Genomic DNA, 18,660 nt, shown 5'->3' with positions numbered 1-18,660 from the left:
TCCATCTGCCTCAATCCGAACCGCGCGAACGGCAGGAAAACTTCGTGATTCACCCCTTCTTGCAATCCACGCTTCGCGAATTGCAGGTCTTTCTCCACTCCCGGCGTTTCTGGGGAACCTTTGCCGCGATCGTCCTGCTTTTTGCCGTCACCGGTCCCTACGGCACGATGGAAAGCATGGCCTTCGGCGAACGCCTCGCCTATTGGCTGACCCTGCATGCCCTTGCCTGGGCGATCGCCATCCTCTGCGCGGTTGCGGCCGAAAGACTGCTGCGGGAGGTGATCGTTTCGATGTTCGCCCGCATGATGACGGGTTCGCTCATAGCCGCCCTGCCGATCGGTTTTGCCATCGGCCTCGTCGACTATGTTTTCACCGGCGAAACGACCACGCTGCAAAGCGGCCTGCAACGCGCGCTTTTTGCGGTGCCGCTCTGCGCCCTCTTCTGCCTTTTGACCTACATGGCGATGAGCCAGAAAATAGCCGAAGCCGCAGTTCCTGAGGAAGCCAGCCCGGGCGCCTCAATCCTCGACCGGCTGAAGCCTGAGAATCGGGGCCCGCTGCTGCGCCTCTCCGTTCAGGATCACTACACCGAGGTGGTGACCGGCCGCGGGCGCGAACTGGTGCTCTTACGTTTCGCCGATGCGCTGAAGGAAACCGCCGCAACGCCGGGCCTTCGCGTCCATCGCTCGCACTGGGTGGCCGACGCCCATGTCGAAAGCCTGAAACGCGACAATGGCAGGCTGCAGATCCTCACCCGCGACGGCACGGAAATCCCGGTCAGCCGCAGCTATGCCGAGGATGTGCGCCGCCGCTTCACCTAAAGAAGTCGCGCCAAGCGCTTGATGGGACTCCCGCTTTCGCTCTTCCGGAAGCAGGGCGGCGGCGAAATCCGGGTGGTGGTCGTGCCTGACGGGAAATAGTCTTTCGTGCTGTGTTGGATTCCTGTCGATTCCGCGATTTATGGGGTTCCGTTTGCAAATACATTTGCCTATAAGCCGCTTCTAGCCTGAAAAGACCCAGCATGCGCGACCCGACCCGGTGATCACCCACCCTGGCCGGCTTTCTGCGCAGCCAGAAAACGGAAGCACTCATGCCGAAGCGCCAAGATATCAAATCGATCCTCATCATCGGCGCGGGACCGATCGTCATCGGCCAGGCTTGCGAGTTCGACTATTCCGGCACCCAGGCCTGCAAGGCGCTGAAAGAGGAAGGCTACCGCGTCATCCTCGTCAACTCCAACCCGGCGACGATCATGACCGATCCGGGCCTTGCCGACGCCACCTATGTCGAGCCGATCACCCCCGAGGTCGTCGCCAAGATCATCGCCAAGGAGCGCCCGGATGCGCTGCTGCCGACCATGGGCGGCCAGACGGCGCTGAACACCGCGCTTTCGCTGAAGCGCATGGGCGTGCTCGACCGCTACAATGTCGAGATGATCGGCGCCAAACCCGCCGCCATCGACATGGCAGAGGATCGTGCGCTGTTTCGCGAGGCGATGGCCCGCATCGGGCTGGAAACGCCGCGCTCGATGCTGGCGAACGCCACCGACATCAAGGACCTCGACCGCAAGACACACGAGGCCGAGCGCATCAAGCTGCGTGAAAGCCTTTCCGGACCCGACCTCGACACGGCGCTGGACGAACTGGAAAACCAGTGGAACCTCGGCGAGAGCGACCGCAAGCAGCGTTACATGAGCCATGCCATGGCGATTGCCGCCCAGGCGATCGACCATGTCGGCCTGCCCGCTATCATCCGCCCCTCCTTCACGCTCGGCGGCACCGGCGGCGGCATCGCCTACAATCGTTCGGAATTCTTCGAGATCGTCGGCGGCGGCCTCGATGCCTCGCCGACCACCGAAGTGCTGGTCGAGGAATCGGTGCTCGGCTGGAAGGAATATGAAATGGAGGTCGTCCGCGACAAGGCGGACAACTGCATCATCATCTGCTCGATCGAGAACATTGATCCGATGGGCGTCCACACCGGCGATTCGATCACCGTCGCGCCGGCGCTGACGCTGACGGACAAGGAATACCAGATCATGCGCAACGCCTCGATCGCGGTGCTGCGCGAGATCGGCGTCGAGACCGGCGGCTCGAACGTCCAGTTCGCCGTCAATCCGGAGGACGGTCGTCTCGTCGTCATCGAAATGAACCCGCGCGTCTCGCGCTCGTCGGCGCTCGCCTCCAAGGCCACCGGCTTCCCGATCGCCAAGATCGCCGCCAAGCTCGCGATCGGCTATACGCTCGACGAACTGGATAACGATATCACCGGCGGTGCAACGCCTGCCTCCTTCGAACCGTCGATCGACTACGTCGTCACCAAGATCCCGCGTTTTGCCTTCGAGAAATTTCCCGGCGCTTCGCCGGTGCTGACGACCGCGATGAAATCGGTCGGTGAAGTCATGGCGATCGGCCGCACCTTCGCCGAATCGCTGCAGAAGGCGCTGCGTGGCTTGGAAACCGGCCTGACGGGCCTCGACGAGATCGAGATCCCCGGCTTTGAAGAGGGCGAATCCAGCCAGAACGCTATCCGCGCCGCAATCGGCACACCGACGCCCGATCGCCTGCGCATGGTCGCCCAGGCGCTACGCCAGGGCATGAGCGAAGCCGAAGTCCACGAAGGCTGCAAGATCGATCCCTGGTTCATCGCCGAACTGAAGGCGATCGTCGAGATGGAGGCTCGCATCCGCGAGCACGGCCTGCCCCAGGATGCCACAAACCTGCGCATGCTGAAGGCCATGGGCTTCTCCGACGCGCGTCTGGCGACCCTGACCGGCAAGCGCCCGAAGGAAGTCGCCGAATTCCGCAACAGCCTGAATGTCCGCCCTGTCTTCAAGCGCATCGATACCTGTGCGGCCGAGTTCGCCTCGCCGACCGCCTATATGTATTCGACCTATGAGACGCCTTTCGTCGGCGCCGCCCGCTCCGAGGCTGAAGTGTCCAACCGCAAGAAGGTTGTCATCCTTGGCGGTGGCCCGAACCGTATCGGCCAAGGCATCGAGTTCGACTATTGCTGCTGCCACGCCGCCTTCGCGCTGAAGGATGCGGGTTATGAGGCGATCATGATCAACTGCAACCCGGAAACCGTCTCGACCGATTACGATACGTCGGACCGCCTCTATTTCGAGCCGCTGACGGCCGAGGACGTGATCGAGATTCTGCGGGCAGAACAGGAAAAGGGCGAAGTCGTCGGCGTCATCGTCCAGTTCGGCGGCCAGACGCCGCTGAAGCTTGCCGAGGCGCTGGAAAAGAACGGCATCCCGATCCTCGGTACCGCGCCCGATATGATCGACCTTGCCGAGGACCGCGACCGCTTCCAGAAGCTGCTGATGAAGCTCGACCTCAACCAGCCGAACAACGGCATCGCCTATTCGGTCGAGCAGGCCCGAATGGTCGCCACCGAAATCGGCTTCCCGCTGGTCGTTCGTCCCTCCTACGTGCTCGGCGGCCGCGCCATGCAGATCCTGCATTCGGAAGGCCAGCTGCAGAGCTACCTGCTTGATACCGTCCCTGAGCTGGTGCCTGAGGATATCAAGCAGCGCTATCCGAACGACAAGACCGGCCAGATCAACACTCTGCTCGGCAAGAACCCGCTGCTCTTCGACAGCTATCTCAGCCACGCCATCGAAGTCGATGTCGACTGCCTCTCCGACGGCACCGACGTCTATGTCGCCGGCATCATGGAGCATATCGAGGAAGCCGGCATCCATTCCGGTGACAGCGCCTGCTCGCTGCCGCCGCGCACGCTCTCCAACGAGATGCTCGACGAGCTGGAGCGCCAGGCCAAGGCGATGGCCAAGGCCCTCAATGTCGGCGGCCTGATGAACGTCCAGTTCGCCATCAAGGACGGCACCGTCTACGTTCTCGAAGTCAATCCCCGCGCCTCGCGTACCGTGCCCTTCGTCGCCAAGACCATCGGCGCGCCGATCGCCAAGATCGCCGCCCGCGTCATGGCCGGCGAAAAACTCGATGCGACCTTCGCCGCCTATGGTGAGAAGCCCGATCCGCGCAAGCTGAAGCACATCGCCGTCAAGGAAGCCGTCTTCCCCTTCGCCCGCTTCCCCGGCGTCGACACGCTGCTCGGCCCGGAAATGCGCTCGACCGGCGAAGTCATCGGTCTCGACACCGATTTTGCGCTGGCCTTCGCCAAGTCGCAGCTTGGCGCTGGCGTCGAGCTCCCGCGTGACGGCACGGTTTTCGTCTCCGTCCGCGACGCCGACAAGCCGCGCGTTCTGCCGGCGATCCGCATCCTCGTCGAACAGGGCTTCAAGGTTCTGGCGACCGGCGGCACCGCCCGCTTCCTCGCCGAAAACGGCATCACGGCCACCAAGATCAACAAGGTGCTTGAAGGCCGTCCGCATATCGAGGACGCGATCCGCAACCGCCAGGTCCAGCTCGTCATCAACACCACCGATGGCAACAAGGCGATCTCGGACTCCAAGTCGCTGCGCCGTGCGACGCTGATGCAGAAGGTACCCTATTACACGACGATGGCAGGCGCCGAGGCCGCCGCCCAGGCAATCAAGGCGCTGAAGGCCGGCAATCTCGAAGTGCGGCCGCTGCAGAGCTACTTCGCCTGAGATACGGCAACGCCATCGCTCGATGAGCGGTGGCGCACCTCCGTTCGGTCGTCCCTTAAATCGGAATCAATTTATCCAGCCACTGCCATAAGCCGCTGGATTTTCAGCATATCTTCGCGAAATCGTGCCAGTTCTTCCGTTTTCAACCGCTCGTCGGGAATACGCAGCAGATAGGATGGATGCACCGTCACGAAGAGCGTTCGCCTCTCGTCGATCGCGATCGCTTTCCCCCTGACATCCTGCAGCCGCTGTTTCGCATCGGTCAGCGCCGCGAGCGCCGTCGCACCCATGGCGACGACCAGTTTCGGCTTGATCAGCGCCATCTCCAGATTGAGCCACCAGCGGCAATGCTTCACCTCGCCCATATTGGGCTTCTGATGGATGCGACGCTTGCCGCGCGGCTCATATTTGAAATGCTTGACGGCATTGGTGACGTAAAGCGTTGAGCGGTCGATGCCCGCTTCAGTGATCACTTGGTCCAGCAGCCTGCCAGCGGGACCGACGAAGGGGCGCCCTGCTATATCCTCCTGGTCGCCCGGCTGCTCGCCGACGAACATCACTTCCGCATCGCGCGGGCCCTCCCCGAATACGGTTTGCGTCGCCTTCGCATGAAGCGGGCAGCGGGTGCAGGCGGCAGCTTCCGCGCGCAGTGCTTCCAGCGTGCCCGCCGGTGCTTCGGGCTCGGCAGGAACAGTGCGCGCGGCCTGCTGCAGGCGATCGTGAAAGGGCAATGACTGGGTCGCCTCCCGTGCGGCCATAGCGCGCACCTTGCTCTCCGCCGATGCGATCAGCCCGGGGATGAGATCGGCTTCCGGCAGGTTCTTCCAGTATTTTTTCGGCATCTCCGCCTGCATCGCCTTCAGCTTCAACCGCGCCGGATTGAAAATGCTGGCGTAGTAGGTGCGCCAAAGTTCATCGGTGGCATCGGTGAGATTGGGTTTTTCGCACGGCGCATCGCTCATCGTCAGCCGCTCGCCGTCCCAGGCGGCCAACCCCTTGGGCGTGGCGATCAGCCAGTCCATGTCGGTGAAGCGCCGTTGGAAGAAGGGGGCTGTGCGCCTGACGATATGATGATCCGGCTCGAACCAGGCGAGGAATTTTCGACGGTCCGCCGATACCACAGCAACCTCCTTGAAGCGGACGAAGGCCGTCATCTTGTGCGCGTCGCGTCGAACGTTTTTCGCCATCAGCCTGGCACGGGCGACGTCCTCGTCTGAAGCCACTTCAAGCAGTTGCCGGTCCAGTTGCAGCCGCCAGAGCAGACGGTAAAGCAGGGAAAAGCGCGCCGGGTCGGAATGGCAGAGAACTGTTTCCGCGAGCTCGATGAAGGCGGGCGGCACCGTCATCAGCTTGCGTGCCATGATAGGCGTCGGCGGCATGGCGTCGCGTTGAAACGCAAGGTCCGCCTCTGCGCCTCTTTCGCGCCAATCGATCTCTTCCGGCAGGATACCGGCGGCCGCGAAAGCGCGCGCGGCGTCACGCCATTCGGCAAGCTCCCCGCGTCCTGCAAGCACGACCCGGCGCATCACAGCAACGACAATTGTTCAGGTTGCGGTTCGAACATGGCGCGAAGGTCGGGGCGCTCGATCAATCGGCGCGGCGACCATCCTTCTGCCGAGATGAAGGACTGGACCTTCTTGATCGAAATGCCGAGCCGCTGGAGATCGTCCAACCGAAGGCGGCGAAAACGGCGGGCCGAGACGATCGCCTTGACTGTCTTGGTGCCGAGGCCGGGCACACGCAGCAACCGTTCACGCTCGGCCTTGTTGATGTCGACAGGGAATTCGGCCCGGTTGGCGAGCGCCCAGGCAAGTTTGGGGTCGAGGGTAAGATCGAGCATGCCTCCCGCCTGGTTCGCGGTGATCTCGTCAATGCCGAAGCCGTAGAATCGGTAGAGCCAATCGGCCTGATATAGCCGGTGTTCGCGCATCAGCGGCGGCTTGATCAGCGGCAGATTTTTCGACGAATCCGGGATGGGGCTGAAGGCGGAATAATAGACGCGCTTAAGGCCGTAGCTGCTGTAAAGCCGACCGCTGGTCGCAAGGATCGTCGCATCGTTCGCGCCATCGGCGCCGACGATCATTTGCGTGCTCTGGCCGGCCGGCACAAAACGCTGACGCTTCTTCGTCCGCAGCGTCGGTTCGCCGGCGGCCTCGATCTTCAGCCTCAGATCTCCCATCGATCGCCGAATATTGGCAGGCTTCTTTTCCGGCGCGAAGCGGGTGATGCCGTTATCCGTCGGCAACTCGATATTCAGCGACAGCCTGTCGGCATGAAGCCCCGCTTCTTCGATCAGATGCGGCGACGCCTCGGGGATCGACTTCAGATGGATATAGCCGCGAAAATTATGCGTCACACGCAGTTCGCGGACGATGCGGACCATTTCTTCCATCGTATAATCGGACGAACGAATGATGCCGGAGGAAAGGAACAGGCCTTCGATATAGTTGCGGCGGTAAAATTCCAGCGTCAGCCAGACGACCTCCTCGGGCGTAAAGCGCGCCCGTTCGACATTGCTCGACGAGCGATTGACGCAATAGGCGCAGTCGTAGATGCAGAAATTGGTCAGCAGTATTTTCAAAAGCGAAATGCACCGTCCGTCCGGGGCATAGGCATGACAGATGCCGGATCCTTCGGTCGAACCGAGCCCCCCACCTGCCCGGGAATCACGTTTCACCGTGCCGCTGGAAGCGCAGGAAGCGTCATATTTCGCAGCATCGGAAAGGATGGCCAAGCGTTCTGTGAGCGACTTCTTCATTAGTATGTTCACTATATGTTCCTACAATGGGAGTCAATCAGGACGATCCGATTTCTGCCCATTTTCAAGTCGCACCACCTGATATCGGGGCGGGCCGCGTTTCTTTTATGCGAATTTTCTGGAAATCGGCCTTGGCGATCTGCTATAAGCGTCCGACTAAGATTGTGGCACGGTTCCGAAGCTCCCCTTCGGGACCTGTTTTCTTTTGTGTTCGCCGCTGATTGTGCGGATACGAGGATTGAAGGACAGAAAAATGGTTGAAAAGGTACCGATGACACAGGGCGGTTTCGTCAAGCTGCAGGAAGAGCTGCGCTGGCGTCAGCAGGAGGAGCGCCCCCGAATCATCGAGGCGATCGCCGAAGCCCGTGCCCATGGCGACCTTTCCGAAAACGCCGAATACCACGCCGCCAAGGAAGCCCAGAGCCACAATGAAGGCCGCATCAGCGAGCTGGAAGACCTGACGGCGCGCGCCGAGGTCATCGACCTCACCAAGATGTCGGGCGACAAGATCAAGTTCGGCGCCAAGGTGAAGCTCATCGACGAGGACACCGAGGAAGAAAAGACCTACCAGATCGTCGGCGACCAGGAAGCGGACGTCAAGGCCGGCCGCATCTCCATCTCCTCGCCAATCGCCCGTGCGCTGATCGGCAAGGAAGTCGGCGATTCCATCGAGGTCAACGCGCCGGGCGGCTCCAAGGCCTACGAAATCCTCCAGGTTTCCTGGGGCTGATCGCCCGCCAGCCGCGAGACCCCTCCCTTGCCTGATATCCGTGACGTCGAGATCATTGCGCCCAATTTCAAGCGCCGGCTCTCCGGCGTCACGTCGACGATCGTCCAGCTCATCCCGTGCCAGATCCGGCTCGGGATCAAGATCGCGACACTCGGCCCCGGCCTGCCGGAGGACCTGCCGAAACTTAAGTGGCGGCAGCTCCTTGGCCTCTGGCGCCCGCCGGCGAGCCGGCGCCGGCGTGTCTGGCACGCGCGCCGCAACAACGAGATGGCCGTCGGCATCCTGCTTCGCCATCTCACGCGCATGCCGCTGAAGCTTCTCTTCACCTCGGCCGCGCAACGCCGCCACACCGCCTATACGAAATGGCTGATCCGCCGCATGGACGCCGTCATCGCGACCAGCGACCGTTCCGGCTCGTTCCTCGAGGTGCCGCACACGGTCATCCAGCACGGCGTCGACCTTGCCCTCTTCCATCCGCCTGATACCGCAGAGGACGGCATCGCCGCCACCGGCCTGCCCGGCCGCCATCTCGTCGGCTGTTTCGGCCGTGTGCGCCATCAGAAAGGCACTGACCTTTTCGTCAGGGCGATGATCGAACTGCTGCCGCAGCATACTGAGTGGACGGCAGTCGTCTCCGGTCGCGTGACGGCCGAGCACGTGGCATTCGCAGACAAACTCAAGGCGGATGTCGCCGCCGCCGGGCTCAGCAACCGTATCCACTTCCTCGGCGAAGTGCCTGATATCAAGGTCTGGTATCGTCGCCTGACGCTTTACGTCGCCCCCTCCCGCAACGAGGGCTTCGGCTTGACGCCGCTCGAAGCCATGGCCTCGCGGACCGCGGTGGTGGCATCGGATGCGGGCGCCTATGCCGAGCTCATCGTCACGGGCGAGACGGGTTCGGTCGTCGCCGCCGGCGACGGCGAGGCGCTGACGCGGGCAATCGCGCCTTACATCGCCGATCCCGCGCTGGCGATCGCGCATGGCCAGAGTGCGCTGCGGCATGTCAGGGCGAATTTCGCGCTGGAGAAAGAAGCGAGCGCGATCGGCGCCGTTTATAACAGCCTTCTCGGCGACAATCGCAGCTGAAGCAGAAAAGAGAAACGGCCCGTCGGATAACGGGCCGTTTGCAGGATTCTTGGGACACCGATAGTCCGGTTAGTTATTCGGCCGGCTGCAACCCGGCAGCCGAAGTATCCTCTCCGGTCTGCCCCCCCAGTGCCGCAGCAAGCTGCGCCGTATCCAGCTCATTTTCCCAACGTGCCACGACGATCGTCGCAACCGCATTGCCGACGAGGTTGGTCAGCGCCCGGCATTCCGACATGAAGCGGTCGATGCCGAGGATGAGCGCCATGCCAGCGACCGGCACGGACGGGACGACGGAGAGCGTCGCGGCAAGCGTGATGAAGCCGGCGCCGGTGATGCCTGCGGCACCCTTGGAGCTCAGCATCGCGACCAGCAGCAGCAGGATCTGGTCACCCCAGGAAAGCTGGATGCCGGTTGCCTGGGCAATGAACAGGGCCGCCAGCGTCATGTAGATATTGGTGCCGTCGAGATTGAAGGAATAGCCCGTGGGGATGACGAGGCCGACGACCGAGCGCTTGCAGCCGGCCTTTTCCATCTTGTTCATCAGTCCCGGAAGGGCGGCCTCTGAAGACGACGTACCAAGCACCAGCAGCAGCTCTTCCTTGATGTAGCGCAGCAGCGCCACGATCGAGAAGCCGTTGTAGCGGGCAACAGCGCCGAGAACGATGAAGACGAAGAGCAGAGATGTAACGTAGAAGGTGCCGATCAGCATGGCGAGGTTGGCGATCGACCCGACGCCGTACTTGCCGATGGTGAATGCCATGGCGCCGAAGGCGCCGATCGGGGCAGCCTTCATGAGGATGGCGACAAGTTTGAACACGGGCGCCGTCAGGGCATTGAGGAAGTTGACGACCGGTTCGCTCTTTTCGCCGACCATGGCGAGCGCGATACCGAAGAGCACCGAGAAGAACAGCACCTGCAGAATGTCGCCATCGGCAAAGGCGCCGACGATCGTCGTCGGGATGATGTTGGTCAGGAAACCGACGATGCTCTGCTCATGCGCCTTTGCGGCGTAGCTGGCGACGGCGGCCGGGTCCAGCGAGGCCGGATCGATGTTCATGCCGGCGCCGGGCTGGACGACATTGGCGACGATCATGCCGATGATAAGCGCCGCCGTCGAGAAGGTCAGGAAGTAGAGCATCGCCTTGCCGGCGACGCGGCCGACCTTTTGCAGGTCGCTCATGCCGGCAATGCCGGTCGCGACAGTCAGGAAGATGACCGGTGCGATGATCATCTTGACGAGCTTGATGAAGGCATCGCCAAGCGGCTTCAACTGGGTGCCGAATTCGGGATAAAAATGGCCGAGCAGGATACCGGCGGCGATAGCGGCGAGAACCTGAACGTAAAGATGGGTATAAAAGGGCTTCTTGCCCTTGCTGCCTGCGACTGCATCGAATGGTGCTGCGATCATGATGTCCTCCTAATGGCTCGTCCGGAACGAACTCCGGCCTCCCGAGCCGTTCGCTTCAAGTCCAACAGCTCAGCCGTTGTTGCCACCTCCTTCGCAATCGCCGTGCCAGTTTTGCGCAACCAAACAACATATTGAATTTATTAAGGAAAAATTTACAAGACTGCTGATGGCTAATTAAGCAATGCGGAAATCCGCACAAATCCATTTGCGTTTCGTGCAGAAAAATGCACAAATCCGCCATGTCCGTGTCGCAAAAATTGTGGCCCTCCCTGCCCCTGCAACACCGCATCCGCCGGATGTGGTGGGCCTATGCTGTGCTCGCCCTCCTCGCTGTCGCCGCAAGCCTGTGGGCCAGCGGCGAGATCGGCCGGCACCGGGCGGAGGCTGCCCTCGAGGAACAGGCCCGCATGGATGCGAGGCTGAATGCGGCTTTGCTGCGCACGGTTCTCGAAAAATACCGGGCGCTTCCCTTCGTGCTGTCGCAGGATACCGCGCTCGCCGCGGCACTGGCGGGAAACGATGCCGGCACGTTCGAGCAGCTCAGTCGGAAGCTTGAAATGCTGGCGGCGGGCACGAAGGCTGCCGTCATCTATGTCATCGACAAGGACGGCATCGCGGTTTCGGCCAGCAACTGGCGCGAACCGACGAGCTTCGTCGGCAATGACTACCGCTTCCGGGAGTATTTTCAGGGGGCGGCCGAACGAGGACAGGCCGAGCACTTCGCGCTCGGCACGGTCAGCAAGAAACCGGGTCTCTATATCTCCCAGCGGATTTCGGGCAGCCATGGCCTGCTGGGCGTCGTTGTCGTCAAGGTCGAATTCGACGACGTCGAGGCAGATTGGAACGCCTCGGGCACCCCGTCCTACGTCGTTGACGAGCGCGGGATTGTCCTCATCACCAGTCTTCCATCATGGCGGTTCATGACGATCGGCCGGATCGCCGAAGACCGGCTGACGGCGATCCGCGAAAGCCTTCAATTCGGCGATGCGCCGCTTCAACCCTTGCCGCTCGACATGGTCCGAAATCTCGGTGACGGGCTCGATGTCGTCGAGATCGTCATGCCGGGCGATGCCGGGAAAACCAGGTTTCTCAATGTCGCAACGTCGGTGCCGGCGACCGGATGGCATTTGCAGCATCTCGTGGCGCTCGGGCCGTCCGTCGATGCGGGGATTCGCGAGGCCCGCATGCTGGCATTGCTGATACTCCTGCCGCTGCTGGCCGGAGCAGCCTTCCTGTTGCGCCGCCGCCATGTGATCACCCTGCGGATCTCCAGCGAACAGCAGGCGCGGGAGGAACTGGAACGGCGGGTAGTCGAGCGGACGCTGGATCTCAGCCAGGCGCGGGACCGGCTGCAGGCTGAAATCATCGGCCACAAGAGTACGGAGCAGAAGCTGCAGGCGGTGCAACAGGATCTGGTGCAGGCCAACCGGTTGGCCATACTGGGTCAGGTGGCCGCCGGCGTCGCCCATGAGATCAACCAGCCGGTGGCGACCATTCGTGCCTATGCGGATAACGCCCGCACCTTCCTCGATCGCGGCCAGACGGCGCCTGCCGGCGAAAATCTCGAAAGCATTGCGGCGCTGACGGAGCGCATAGGCTCGATCACCGAGGAGCTGAAGACCTTTGCCCGCAAGGGCCGCGGCAGCGCCGAACCAACCGGATTGAAAGACGTCATCGAGGGTGCGGTGATGCTGTTGCGCAGCCGCTTTGCCGGGCGGATGGATACGCTCGACATCGACCTGCCGCCCCCTGACCTGCAAGTGATGGGAAACCGGATTCGTCTCGAGCAGGTGCTCATCAACCTGCTTCAAAACGCCCTGGAGGCGGTGGCGCCGAAGGGCGGAGAGGGTCGCGTCGAGGTCACGACGTCCACTGATGCAGGGATGGTAACGGTGACGGTCGCCGACAACGGCCCCGGCATCCCGCCGGAGATCCGCAAAGGCTTGTTCACGCCATTCAATACCTCGAAGGAAAGCGGTCTCGGCCTTGGCCTGGTGATCTCCAAGGATATCGTCGGCGATTACGGCGGCCGGATGGAGGTTGCAAGCGACGGCGGCGGAACTCGGTTCACCGTTCAGTTGAAGAAGGCTTGATGTCATGGACACACTGATGCCCGTTGCGCTGATCGACGACGACAAGGATCTGCGTCGCGCCACCGCGCAGACGCTCGAACTCGCCGGATTTTCCGTTTCCGCCTATGACGGTGCAAAAGCCGCGCTGGCAGACCTGCCGGCGGATTTTGCTGGCCCTATCGTCACCGATATCCGCATGCCGGAGATCGACGGACTGCAACTCTTCGCCACGCTACAAGGCATGGATGCCGACCTGCCAGTGATCCTGATGACCGGCCACGGCGATATTCCCATGGCCGTTCAGGCGATCCAGGACGGCGCCTATGATTTCATCGCCAAGCCCTTCGCCGCCGATCGGCTCGTGCAGAGCGTGCGTCGCGCAAGTGAGAAGCGGCAGCTTGTTCTGGAGAACCGCATGCTGCGGAAAGCGGCCGAGGATGCGCAGGAGAATTTGCCGCTGATCGGCCAGACGCCTGTCATGGAAAACCTCAGAAACATCCTTCGGCACATCGCCGATACAGATGTGGACGTGCTCGTCGCCGGCGAAACGGGCAGCGGCAAGGAAGTGGTCGCCCAGATCCTGCATCAATGGAGCCACCGCCGGAAGGGCAATTTCGTGGCGCTGAACTGTGGCGCCCTGCCCGAAACCGTCATCGAAAGCGAGCTGTTCGGCCACGAGGCCGGCGCCTTTACCGGCGCTCAGAAGCGCCGCACGGGCCGCATCGAACATGCAAGCGGCGGCACGCTTTTCCTCGACGAAATCGAAAGCATGCCGGCCGCCACGCAGGTCAAAATGCTGAGGGTGCTGGAAATGCGGGAGATCACGCCGCTCGGCACCAACGAGGTGCGTCCGGTCGATCTTCGCGTCGTCGCGGCAGCCAAGATCGACCTCGGAGATCCCTCGGTGCGCGGGGATTTTCGCGAGGATCTCTATTACAGGCTGAATGTCGTGACGATCTCCATTCCGCCGCTGAGAGAACGTCGCGACGATATTCCGCTGCTGTTCTCCCACTTCACTGCCCGCGCCGCGGAGCGCTTCCGCCGTGATGTGCCGCCGCTTTCACCCGATGTCCGCCGGCATCTTGCCTCGCACGCATGGCCGGGCAATGTCCGCGAACTCTCCCATTATGCCGAAAGAGTCGTGCTTGGCGTGGAAGGTGGGGCAACGGCGGTTGTCTCTCCGCAGCCGACAGGCGAGACACTTCCCGAACGGCTAGAGCGCTACGAAGCGGAGATCATCCGTGACGCGCTGTCGGCCAATGATGGAGACGTTCGCCGGACCATCGAAGCGCTCGGCATTCCGAGAAAGACGTTTTATGACAAACTTCAGCGCCACGGCATCAATCGGGGCGGCTATATCTCGCGCAAATAGTTGGCGATGACGGTCTGTCTGCCGAGTGGCTTCAGACTTCCACCAGTCCCAGCTTCTTCACCTGCCGGATCGTCAGCATGGTGCGCACGGTATCGACATGTTCGTTCGCCGTCAGCACCTCGATGACAAAATCCTGAAAGCGGGTGAGGTTCTCCGCTACGCAATGCAGCAGGAAATCGCTGTCGCCCGAGACCATCCAGGCCTGGCGCACCAGCGGCCATTCGGCGGTGGCGGCGGCAAACGCCTTGAGATTGCCTTCCGACTGGTGCTTGAGGCCGACCATACAAAAAGCGACGAGGTCGAAGCCGAGCTTCGGGCTGTTCAGCATCGCGTGGTAGCCCTCGATAATGCCGGCTTCCTCGAGCTTGCGCACACGGCGCAGGCAAGGCGGCGCCGAGATGCCGACGCGATCGGCAAGCTCCACATTGGTCATGCGGCCATCGGCCTGCAGCTCCCGGAGGATCTTTATATCGATGACGTCGAGTTCCGCACGCCCCACATCATTGCCTTTCTTTAATTCTCCGCGGGGAGCTTCTATATAAAGCCGCGGAATACGCAAGAAAGTTTCACGCCGATGACGGATTCTTGCATATCCGGGTGATTTGCCTTGTTGGTAACGCAAGGCTGCCCTTGAATAAAAGCATTGGACGTTCATAAATGGCCCATGGACCGCGAAACGGCCGCAATCGCCACTTAGCCGCCGCCCTCCTGCCAGTCGAAAGGAAATGACATGCCTGCCCGCCACACCAAGGTGCTCATCATCGGTTCCGGACCCGCAGGCTACACTGCCGCGGTCTATGCCGCGCGCGCCATGCTGAAACCGGTTTTGATCGCCGGTCTCGAACAGGGCGGCCAGCTGATGATCACCACCGATGTCGAGAACTATCCGGGTTTTGCCGATCCGATCCAGGGTCCCTGGCTGATGGAACAGATGCTGCAGCAGGCAAAACATGTCGGCGCCGAGATCGTCAACGACCTCGTGACCGAAGTCGACATGAACCAGCGTCCTTTCGTCGCCCGCACCGACAGCGGCCAGGTCTGGACCGCCGATACGCTGATCATCGCCACCGGCGCCAAGGCCAAGTGGCTCGGCATCGAGAGCGAGCAGCATTTCCAGGGCTTTGGCGTTTCGGCCTGCGCCACTTGCGACGGTTTCTTCTATCGCAACAAGGATGTGATCGTGGTTGGCGGCGGCAACAGCGCCGTCGAGGAGGCGCTCTATCTCTCCAACATCGCCAAGTCGGTGACATTAGTGCACCGGCGCGACTTCTTCCGAGCCGAGAAGATCCTGCAGGAACGCCTGTTCTCCAAGGACAATGTCAAGGTGCTGTGGAATACCGAAGTGGCCGAAATAACAGGCACACCGGCCAAGCCGCCGATGCCGCAATCCGTATCCGGCGCGCGCCTGCGCGACACCCGCACGGGCACGATCACCGACATGGTGATCGATGGCGTCTTCGTTGCGATCGGCCATGCGCCGGCAACCGAGCTTTTCAAGGACAAGCTGAAGCTGAAGGACAATGGCTATCTCTGGACCGCGCCGGATTCGACCGCGACCAGCCTGGACGGCGTCTATGCCGCCGGCGACGTGACGGATGATACGTTCCGCCAGGCGATCACTGCCGCCGGCTTGGGTTGCATGGCTGCACTTGAAGCCGAGCGATACTTGACGGGCCACATGCCCGTCGCCGTGGCCGCGGAGTAAGATCGGCATGAGGGGTGGGGGAATGCCATTGGATTGGGACAAGCTGCGTATTTTTCACGCAGCTGCCGAGGCGGGTTCGTTCACGCATGCGGCGGATAAACTGCATCTGTCCCAATCCGCCATCAGCCGCCAGGTCAGCGCGCTGGAGCAGGATGTCGGCACCAAGCTGTTTCACCGCCACGCACGCGGCCTGATTCTCACGGAACAGGGCGAGCTGCTTTACCGCACCGCCCATGACGTGCTGCTGAAGCTCGAAACCGTGAAGATGCAGCTCACCGAGACGACCGAGACGCCATCCGGCAAGCTGCGCGTCACGACGACGGTCGGCCTCGGCCAGGGCTGGCTGACCGACAAGATCCAGGAATTCCTGCAGCTCTATCCCGATGTGCAGATCCAGCTGATCCTGGACAACGAGGAAGTGGATGTGAACATGCGTCATGCCGACTGCGCGATCCGCCTGCGCCAGCCGCAGCAATCCGACCTCATCCAGCGCAAGCTCTTCACCGTGCACATGCACGTCTATGCGGCCCCGTCCTACATCAATCGCCACGGCGAGCCGCAGAAGGTCGAGGATCTCGACAATCACCGCATCATCACCTTTGGCGAGCCGGCGCCGAGTTACCTGCTCGATGTCAATTGGCTTGAGGTCGCCGGCCGCTCCTCCGACAACAAGCGCATCCCGCATCTGCAGATCAACAGCCAGACCTCGATCAAGCGCGCCGCCCTGCTCGGAATCGGTGTCGCCTGCCTGCCGGATTACATCGTCGGCCGCGACCCCGGCCTGATTCAGCTGGCGATCAATGCCGACGTCCCGTCCTTCGACACCTATTTCTGCTATCCCGACGAGATCAAGAACGCCGCCAAGCTGAAGGCCTTCCGCGATTTTATCGTCAGCAAGGCCAGAAACTGGAACTTTTAAGCCCGGTTTTATTGATGAATTACCGACTATGCAGAACGTGCATGACTGACATGCACAAATGAGGGTTGCCGTTTGCCCAATAAACCACCATATCGCACATAGCTGATGCACATGGTGGCTTTTCCTCCCAGTTCCACCGCATTAGCTGTTCCCCTCTGGAGGTTTTTGACCTTCACACTTATAAGGGCCCTGGTTTTCCAGTGGCCCTCTTTTTTTGTCTTTGCTTCCTTGATAAATGCCGCACCGCAAAAAAATTGTGCGACGCATAGCAGACATGCACAAAAAAGCATTGAAACCTGCTCAAGGAAGCACCATATCTCTACTCAGCTGATGCATCTTGTGGTTTCTCTCCCAGTACCACCGCATTAGCTGTTCCCCTCTGGAGGTTTTTGACCTTCACAATTATAAGGGCCCTGGTTTTCCGGTGGCCCTCTTTTTTTGCCCAAAATTTGCGCATTCACTAAAAACCATTGCCTCACGCCTCCGTGATTTGCATATCGAAGTCTGACGATCAATATATCGCTCAAACACGATTTATAGTTCGGCGAACAACGATGGACAAAGACGAAATTATCAAGGCGCTCGCCCATCCCACCCGGATGGACATTCTGAGCTGGCTGAAAAACCCCGAGGAACATTTCCCCTCGCAGGAGCATCCTTTCGAAATGGGCGTTTGCGCCAGCCAGTTCGAGCGCTGCGGCCTATCGCAGTCGACGGTCTCGGCCCATCTCGGCACGCTGCATCGCGCCGACCTCGTCACCACCAAACGCGTCGGCCAGTGGATCTTTTACAAACGCAACGAAGAAACGATCGCCGCCTTCCTCAAGCAACTGACGCAGGATCTTTAGAATGCCCCTCGCCCTTCTCGTTCTCGCCTTGAGCTCGTTTGCGATAGGCACCACCGAATTCGTCATCATGGGTCTGTTGCCGGAGGTCGCCACCGATCTCTCTGTGACCATCCCGCAGGCCGGATGGCTGGTCACCGGTTATGCCCTGGCGGTCGCGATCGGTGCCCCTGTGATGGCCGTTTTGACCGCGAAGCTGAAGCGCCGTACCGCCCTGATTGCGCTGATGGCCTTATTCATCGCAGGCAATTTGCTTTGCGCTCTGGCGAGCGACTATTGGGTGCTGATGATCGCCCGTGTTGTGACGGCACTCTGCCACGGCGCCTTCTTCGGCATCGGCTCGGTGGTTGCCGCCGGCCTCGTCGCCGAAGACCGCAGGGCCCGCGCCGTCGCGCTGATGTTCACCGGCCTGACGCTCGCCAATGTTCTCGGCGTGCCGCTTGGCACCGCAATCGGCCAGGCCTATGGCTGGCGCGCCACCTTCGGCGTCGTCACCGTCATCGGCATCGTCACCATATCAGGCCTGATCGCCATCCTGCCCAGGGATAAGCAGCAGGAAAACGGCAGCATCCTGCGGGAGATCGCAGCCCTCAGGAATGGCGGCCTGTGGTTGGCGCTCTCCACCACTGTCTTCTTCGCCGCCTCGATGTTCGCCCTCTTCACCTATATCGCGCCGTTGCTGCGCGACGTCACCGGCGTGTCACCGGAAGGCGTCACCTGGACGCTGTTCCTGATCGGCCTCGGACTGACCATCGGCAACCTCGTCGGCGGCAAACTTGCCGACTGGCGCCTCGGCGCGACGCTTGCCGGCGTCTTTGCCGCGATCGCCATCACCTCGATCGCCTTCAGCTATACGAGCCGCTTCTTCATCCCGGCTGAAATCACCCTTTTCCTCTGGGCGATGGCAAGCTTCGCCGCCGTGCCGGCACTTCAGGTCGGCGTCGTCGGCTTCGGGAAGGACGCCCCGAACCTGGTTTCGACAATCAATATCGGCGCCTTCAACACCGGCAATGCGCTCGGCGCCTGGGTGGGTGGCCTGGTCATCGACGCCGGCTTCGATCTCACCCGCGTTCCGCTCGCTGCAGCCTTGATGGCCCTGATCGGCCTCGGCGCGACGGCGCTCACCTATCTCTCCGCCAGGGGCCGGGCCGCCCTCGCCCCTGCCGAGTGATCCTCCCGCAAAAGA

General features: G+C 61.6%; 14 protein-coding genes. 10 read left to right on the top strand and 4 right to left on the bottom strand.

The window, feature by feature from the left end; all coding sequences use genetic code 11:
- Positions 1-44 precede the first annotated feature (44 nt).
- Entirely contained in the window at positions 45-821 is a 777-nt protein-coding gene (locus tag C3Y91_RS25975) for a LytTR family DNA-binding domain-containing protein (protein WP_130655948.1), read from the top strand.
- A gap of 269 nt (positions 822-1,090) precedes the next feature.
- Positions 1,091-4,579 (top strand): carbamoyl-phosphate synthase large subunit, encoded by a 3,489-nt coding sequence (gene carB, locus C3Y91_RS25970; protein ID WP_075224506.1) that lies wholly within the window; start codon positions 1,091-1,093, stop codon positions 4,577-4,579.
- Positions 4,580-4,650: 71 nt separating this feature from the next.
- Here carB and C3Y91_RS25965 read toward each other — a convergent pair whose 3' ends face one another.
- Positions 4,651-6,105: a UdgX family uracil-DNA binding protein gene (locus C3Y91_RS25965; protein WP_130713581.1), complete on the bottom strand. Its 1,455-nt coding sequence runs from the start codon at positions 6,103-6,105 to the stop codon at positions 4,651-4,653.
- A complete protein-coding gene (locus C3Y91_RS25960) occupies positions 6,105-7,337 on the bottom strand; it encodes a putative DNA modification/repair radical SAM protein (RefSeq protein WP_130673546.1) in 1,233 nt (410 codons plus the stop codon). Before C3Y91_RS25960 ends, C3Y91_RS25965 begins: the two co-directional genes overlap by 1 nt.
- 253 nt (positions 7,338-7,590) lie before the next feature.
- On the opposite strand from C3Y91_RS25960, the gene greA reads away from it, so the two are divergent.
- Both greA and C3Y91_RS25950 read left to right on the top strand, forming a co-directional pair.
- The gene (gene greA / locus C3Y91_RS25955) at positions 7,591-8,067 is read left to right on the top strand and encodes a transcription elongation factor GreA (RefSeq protein ID WP_018074018.1); all 477 of its coding nucleotides are present in this window, start codon (positions 7,591-7,593) and stop codon (positions 8,065-8,067) included.
- Positions 8,068-8,094: 27 nt separating this feature from the next.
- Positions 8,095-9,153, top strand: coding sequence for a glycosyltransferase family 4 protein (locus C3Y91_RS25950; protein WP_168576005.1), 1,059 nt, complete (start codon positions 8,095-8,097; stop codon positions 9,151-9,153).
- 73 nt (positions 9,154-9,226) lie between these two features.
- On the opposite strand, the gene C3Y91_RS25945 is transcribed toward C3Y91_RS25950, so the two are convergent.
- Positions 9,227-10,561 carry a dicarboxylate/amino acid:cation symporter gene (locus tag C3Y91_RS25945; protein WP_168576004.1) on the bottom strand — a complete coding sequence of 445 codons (1,335 nt, stop codon included), beginning with the start codon at positions 10,559-10,561 and terminating at the stop codon, positions 9,227-9,229.
- Positions 10,562-10,785: 224 nt separating this feature from the next.
- Between C3Y91_RS25945 and C3Y91_RS25940 the strand changes: the two genes are divergently transcribed.
- Both C3Y91_RS25940 and C3Y91_RS25935 read left to right on the top strand, forming a co-directional pair.
- Positions 10,786-12,654: a sensor histidine kinase gene (locus C3Y91_RS25940; protein ID WP_130772595.1), complete on the top strand. Its 1,869-nt coding sequence runs from the start codon at positions 10,786-10,788 to the stop codon at positions 12,652-12,654.
- A 4-nt stretch (positions 12,655-12,658) separates the two neighbouring features.
- Positions 12,659-14,005, top strand: coding sequence for a sigma-54-dependent transcriptional regulator (locus C3Y91_RS25935; protein WP_130772597.1), 1,347 nt, complete (start codon positions 12,659-12,661; stop codon positions 14,003-14,005).
- Between the two features lie 31 nt (positions 14,006-14,036).
- Here C3Y91_RS25935 and C3Y91_RS25930 read toward each other — a convergent pair whose 3' ends face one another.
- Positions 14,037-14,504: an Lrp/AsnC family transcriptional regulator gene (locus C3Y91_RS25930; RefSeq protein ID WP_003541645.1), complete on the bottom strand. Its 468-nt coding sequence runs from the start codon at positions 14,502-14,504 to the stop codon at positions 14,037-14,039.
- Between the two features lie 231 nt (positions 14,505-14,735).
- On the opposite strand from C3Y91_RS25930, the gene trxB reads away from it, so the two are divergent.
- From trxB to C3Y91_RS25910, 4 genes are all read left to right on the top strand, one after another.
- Entirely contained in the window at positions 14,736-15,710 is a 975-nt protein-coding gene (gene trxB, locus C3Y91_RS25925) for a thioredoxin-disulfide reductase (protein WP_003541649.1), read from the top strand.
- 22 nt (positions 15,711-15,732) lie between these two features.
- Positions 15,733-16,629, top strand: a complete 897-nt coding sequence (locus tag C3Y91_RS25920; protein ID WP_018446649.1) for a LysR family transcriptional regulator VtlR — start codon at positions 15,733-15,735, stop codon at positions 16,627-16,629.
- A gap of 554 nt (positions 16,630-17,183) precedes the next feature.
- Complete coding sequence (locus tag C3Y91_RS25915) at positions 17,184-17,477, top strand: ArsR/SmtB family transcription factor (protein WP_018484589.1); 294 nt, start codon at positions 17,184-17,186, stop codon at positions 17,475-17,477.
- Position 17,478: 1 nt separating this feature from the next.
- Positions 17,479-18,645, top strand: coding sequence for an MFS transporter (locus tag C3Y91_RS25910; protein WP_168576003.1), 1,167 nt, complete (start codon positions 17,479-17,481; stop codon positions 18,643-18,645).
- Positions 18,646-18,660 lie beyond the last annotated feature (15 nt).

This window comes from Rhizobium ruizarguesonis (genome assembly GCF_012349115.1).
GTDB lineage: Bacteria > Pseudomonadota > Alphaproteobacteria > Rhizobiales > Rhizobiaceae > Rhizobium > Rhizobium ruizarguesonis.
The sequence above is the reverse complement of the archived record's forward strand: the minus strand, read 5'-3'. Positions and strand labels throughout refer to the sequence as shown.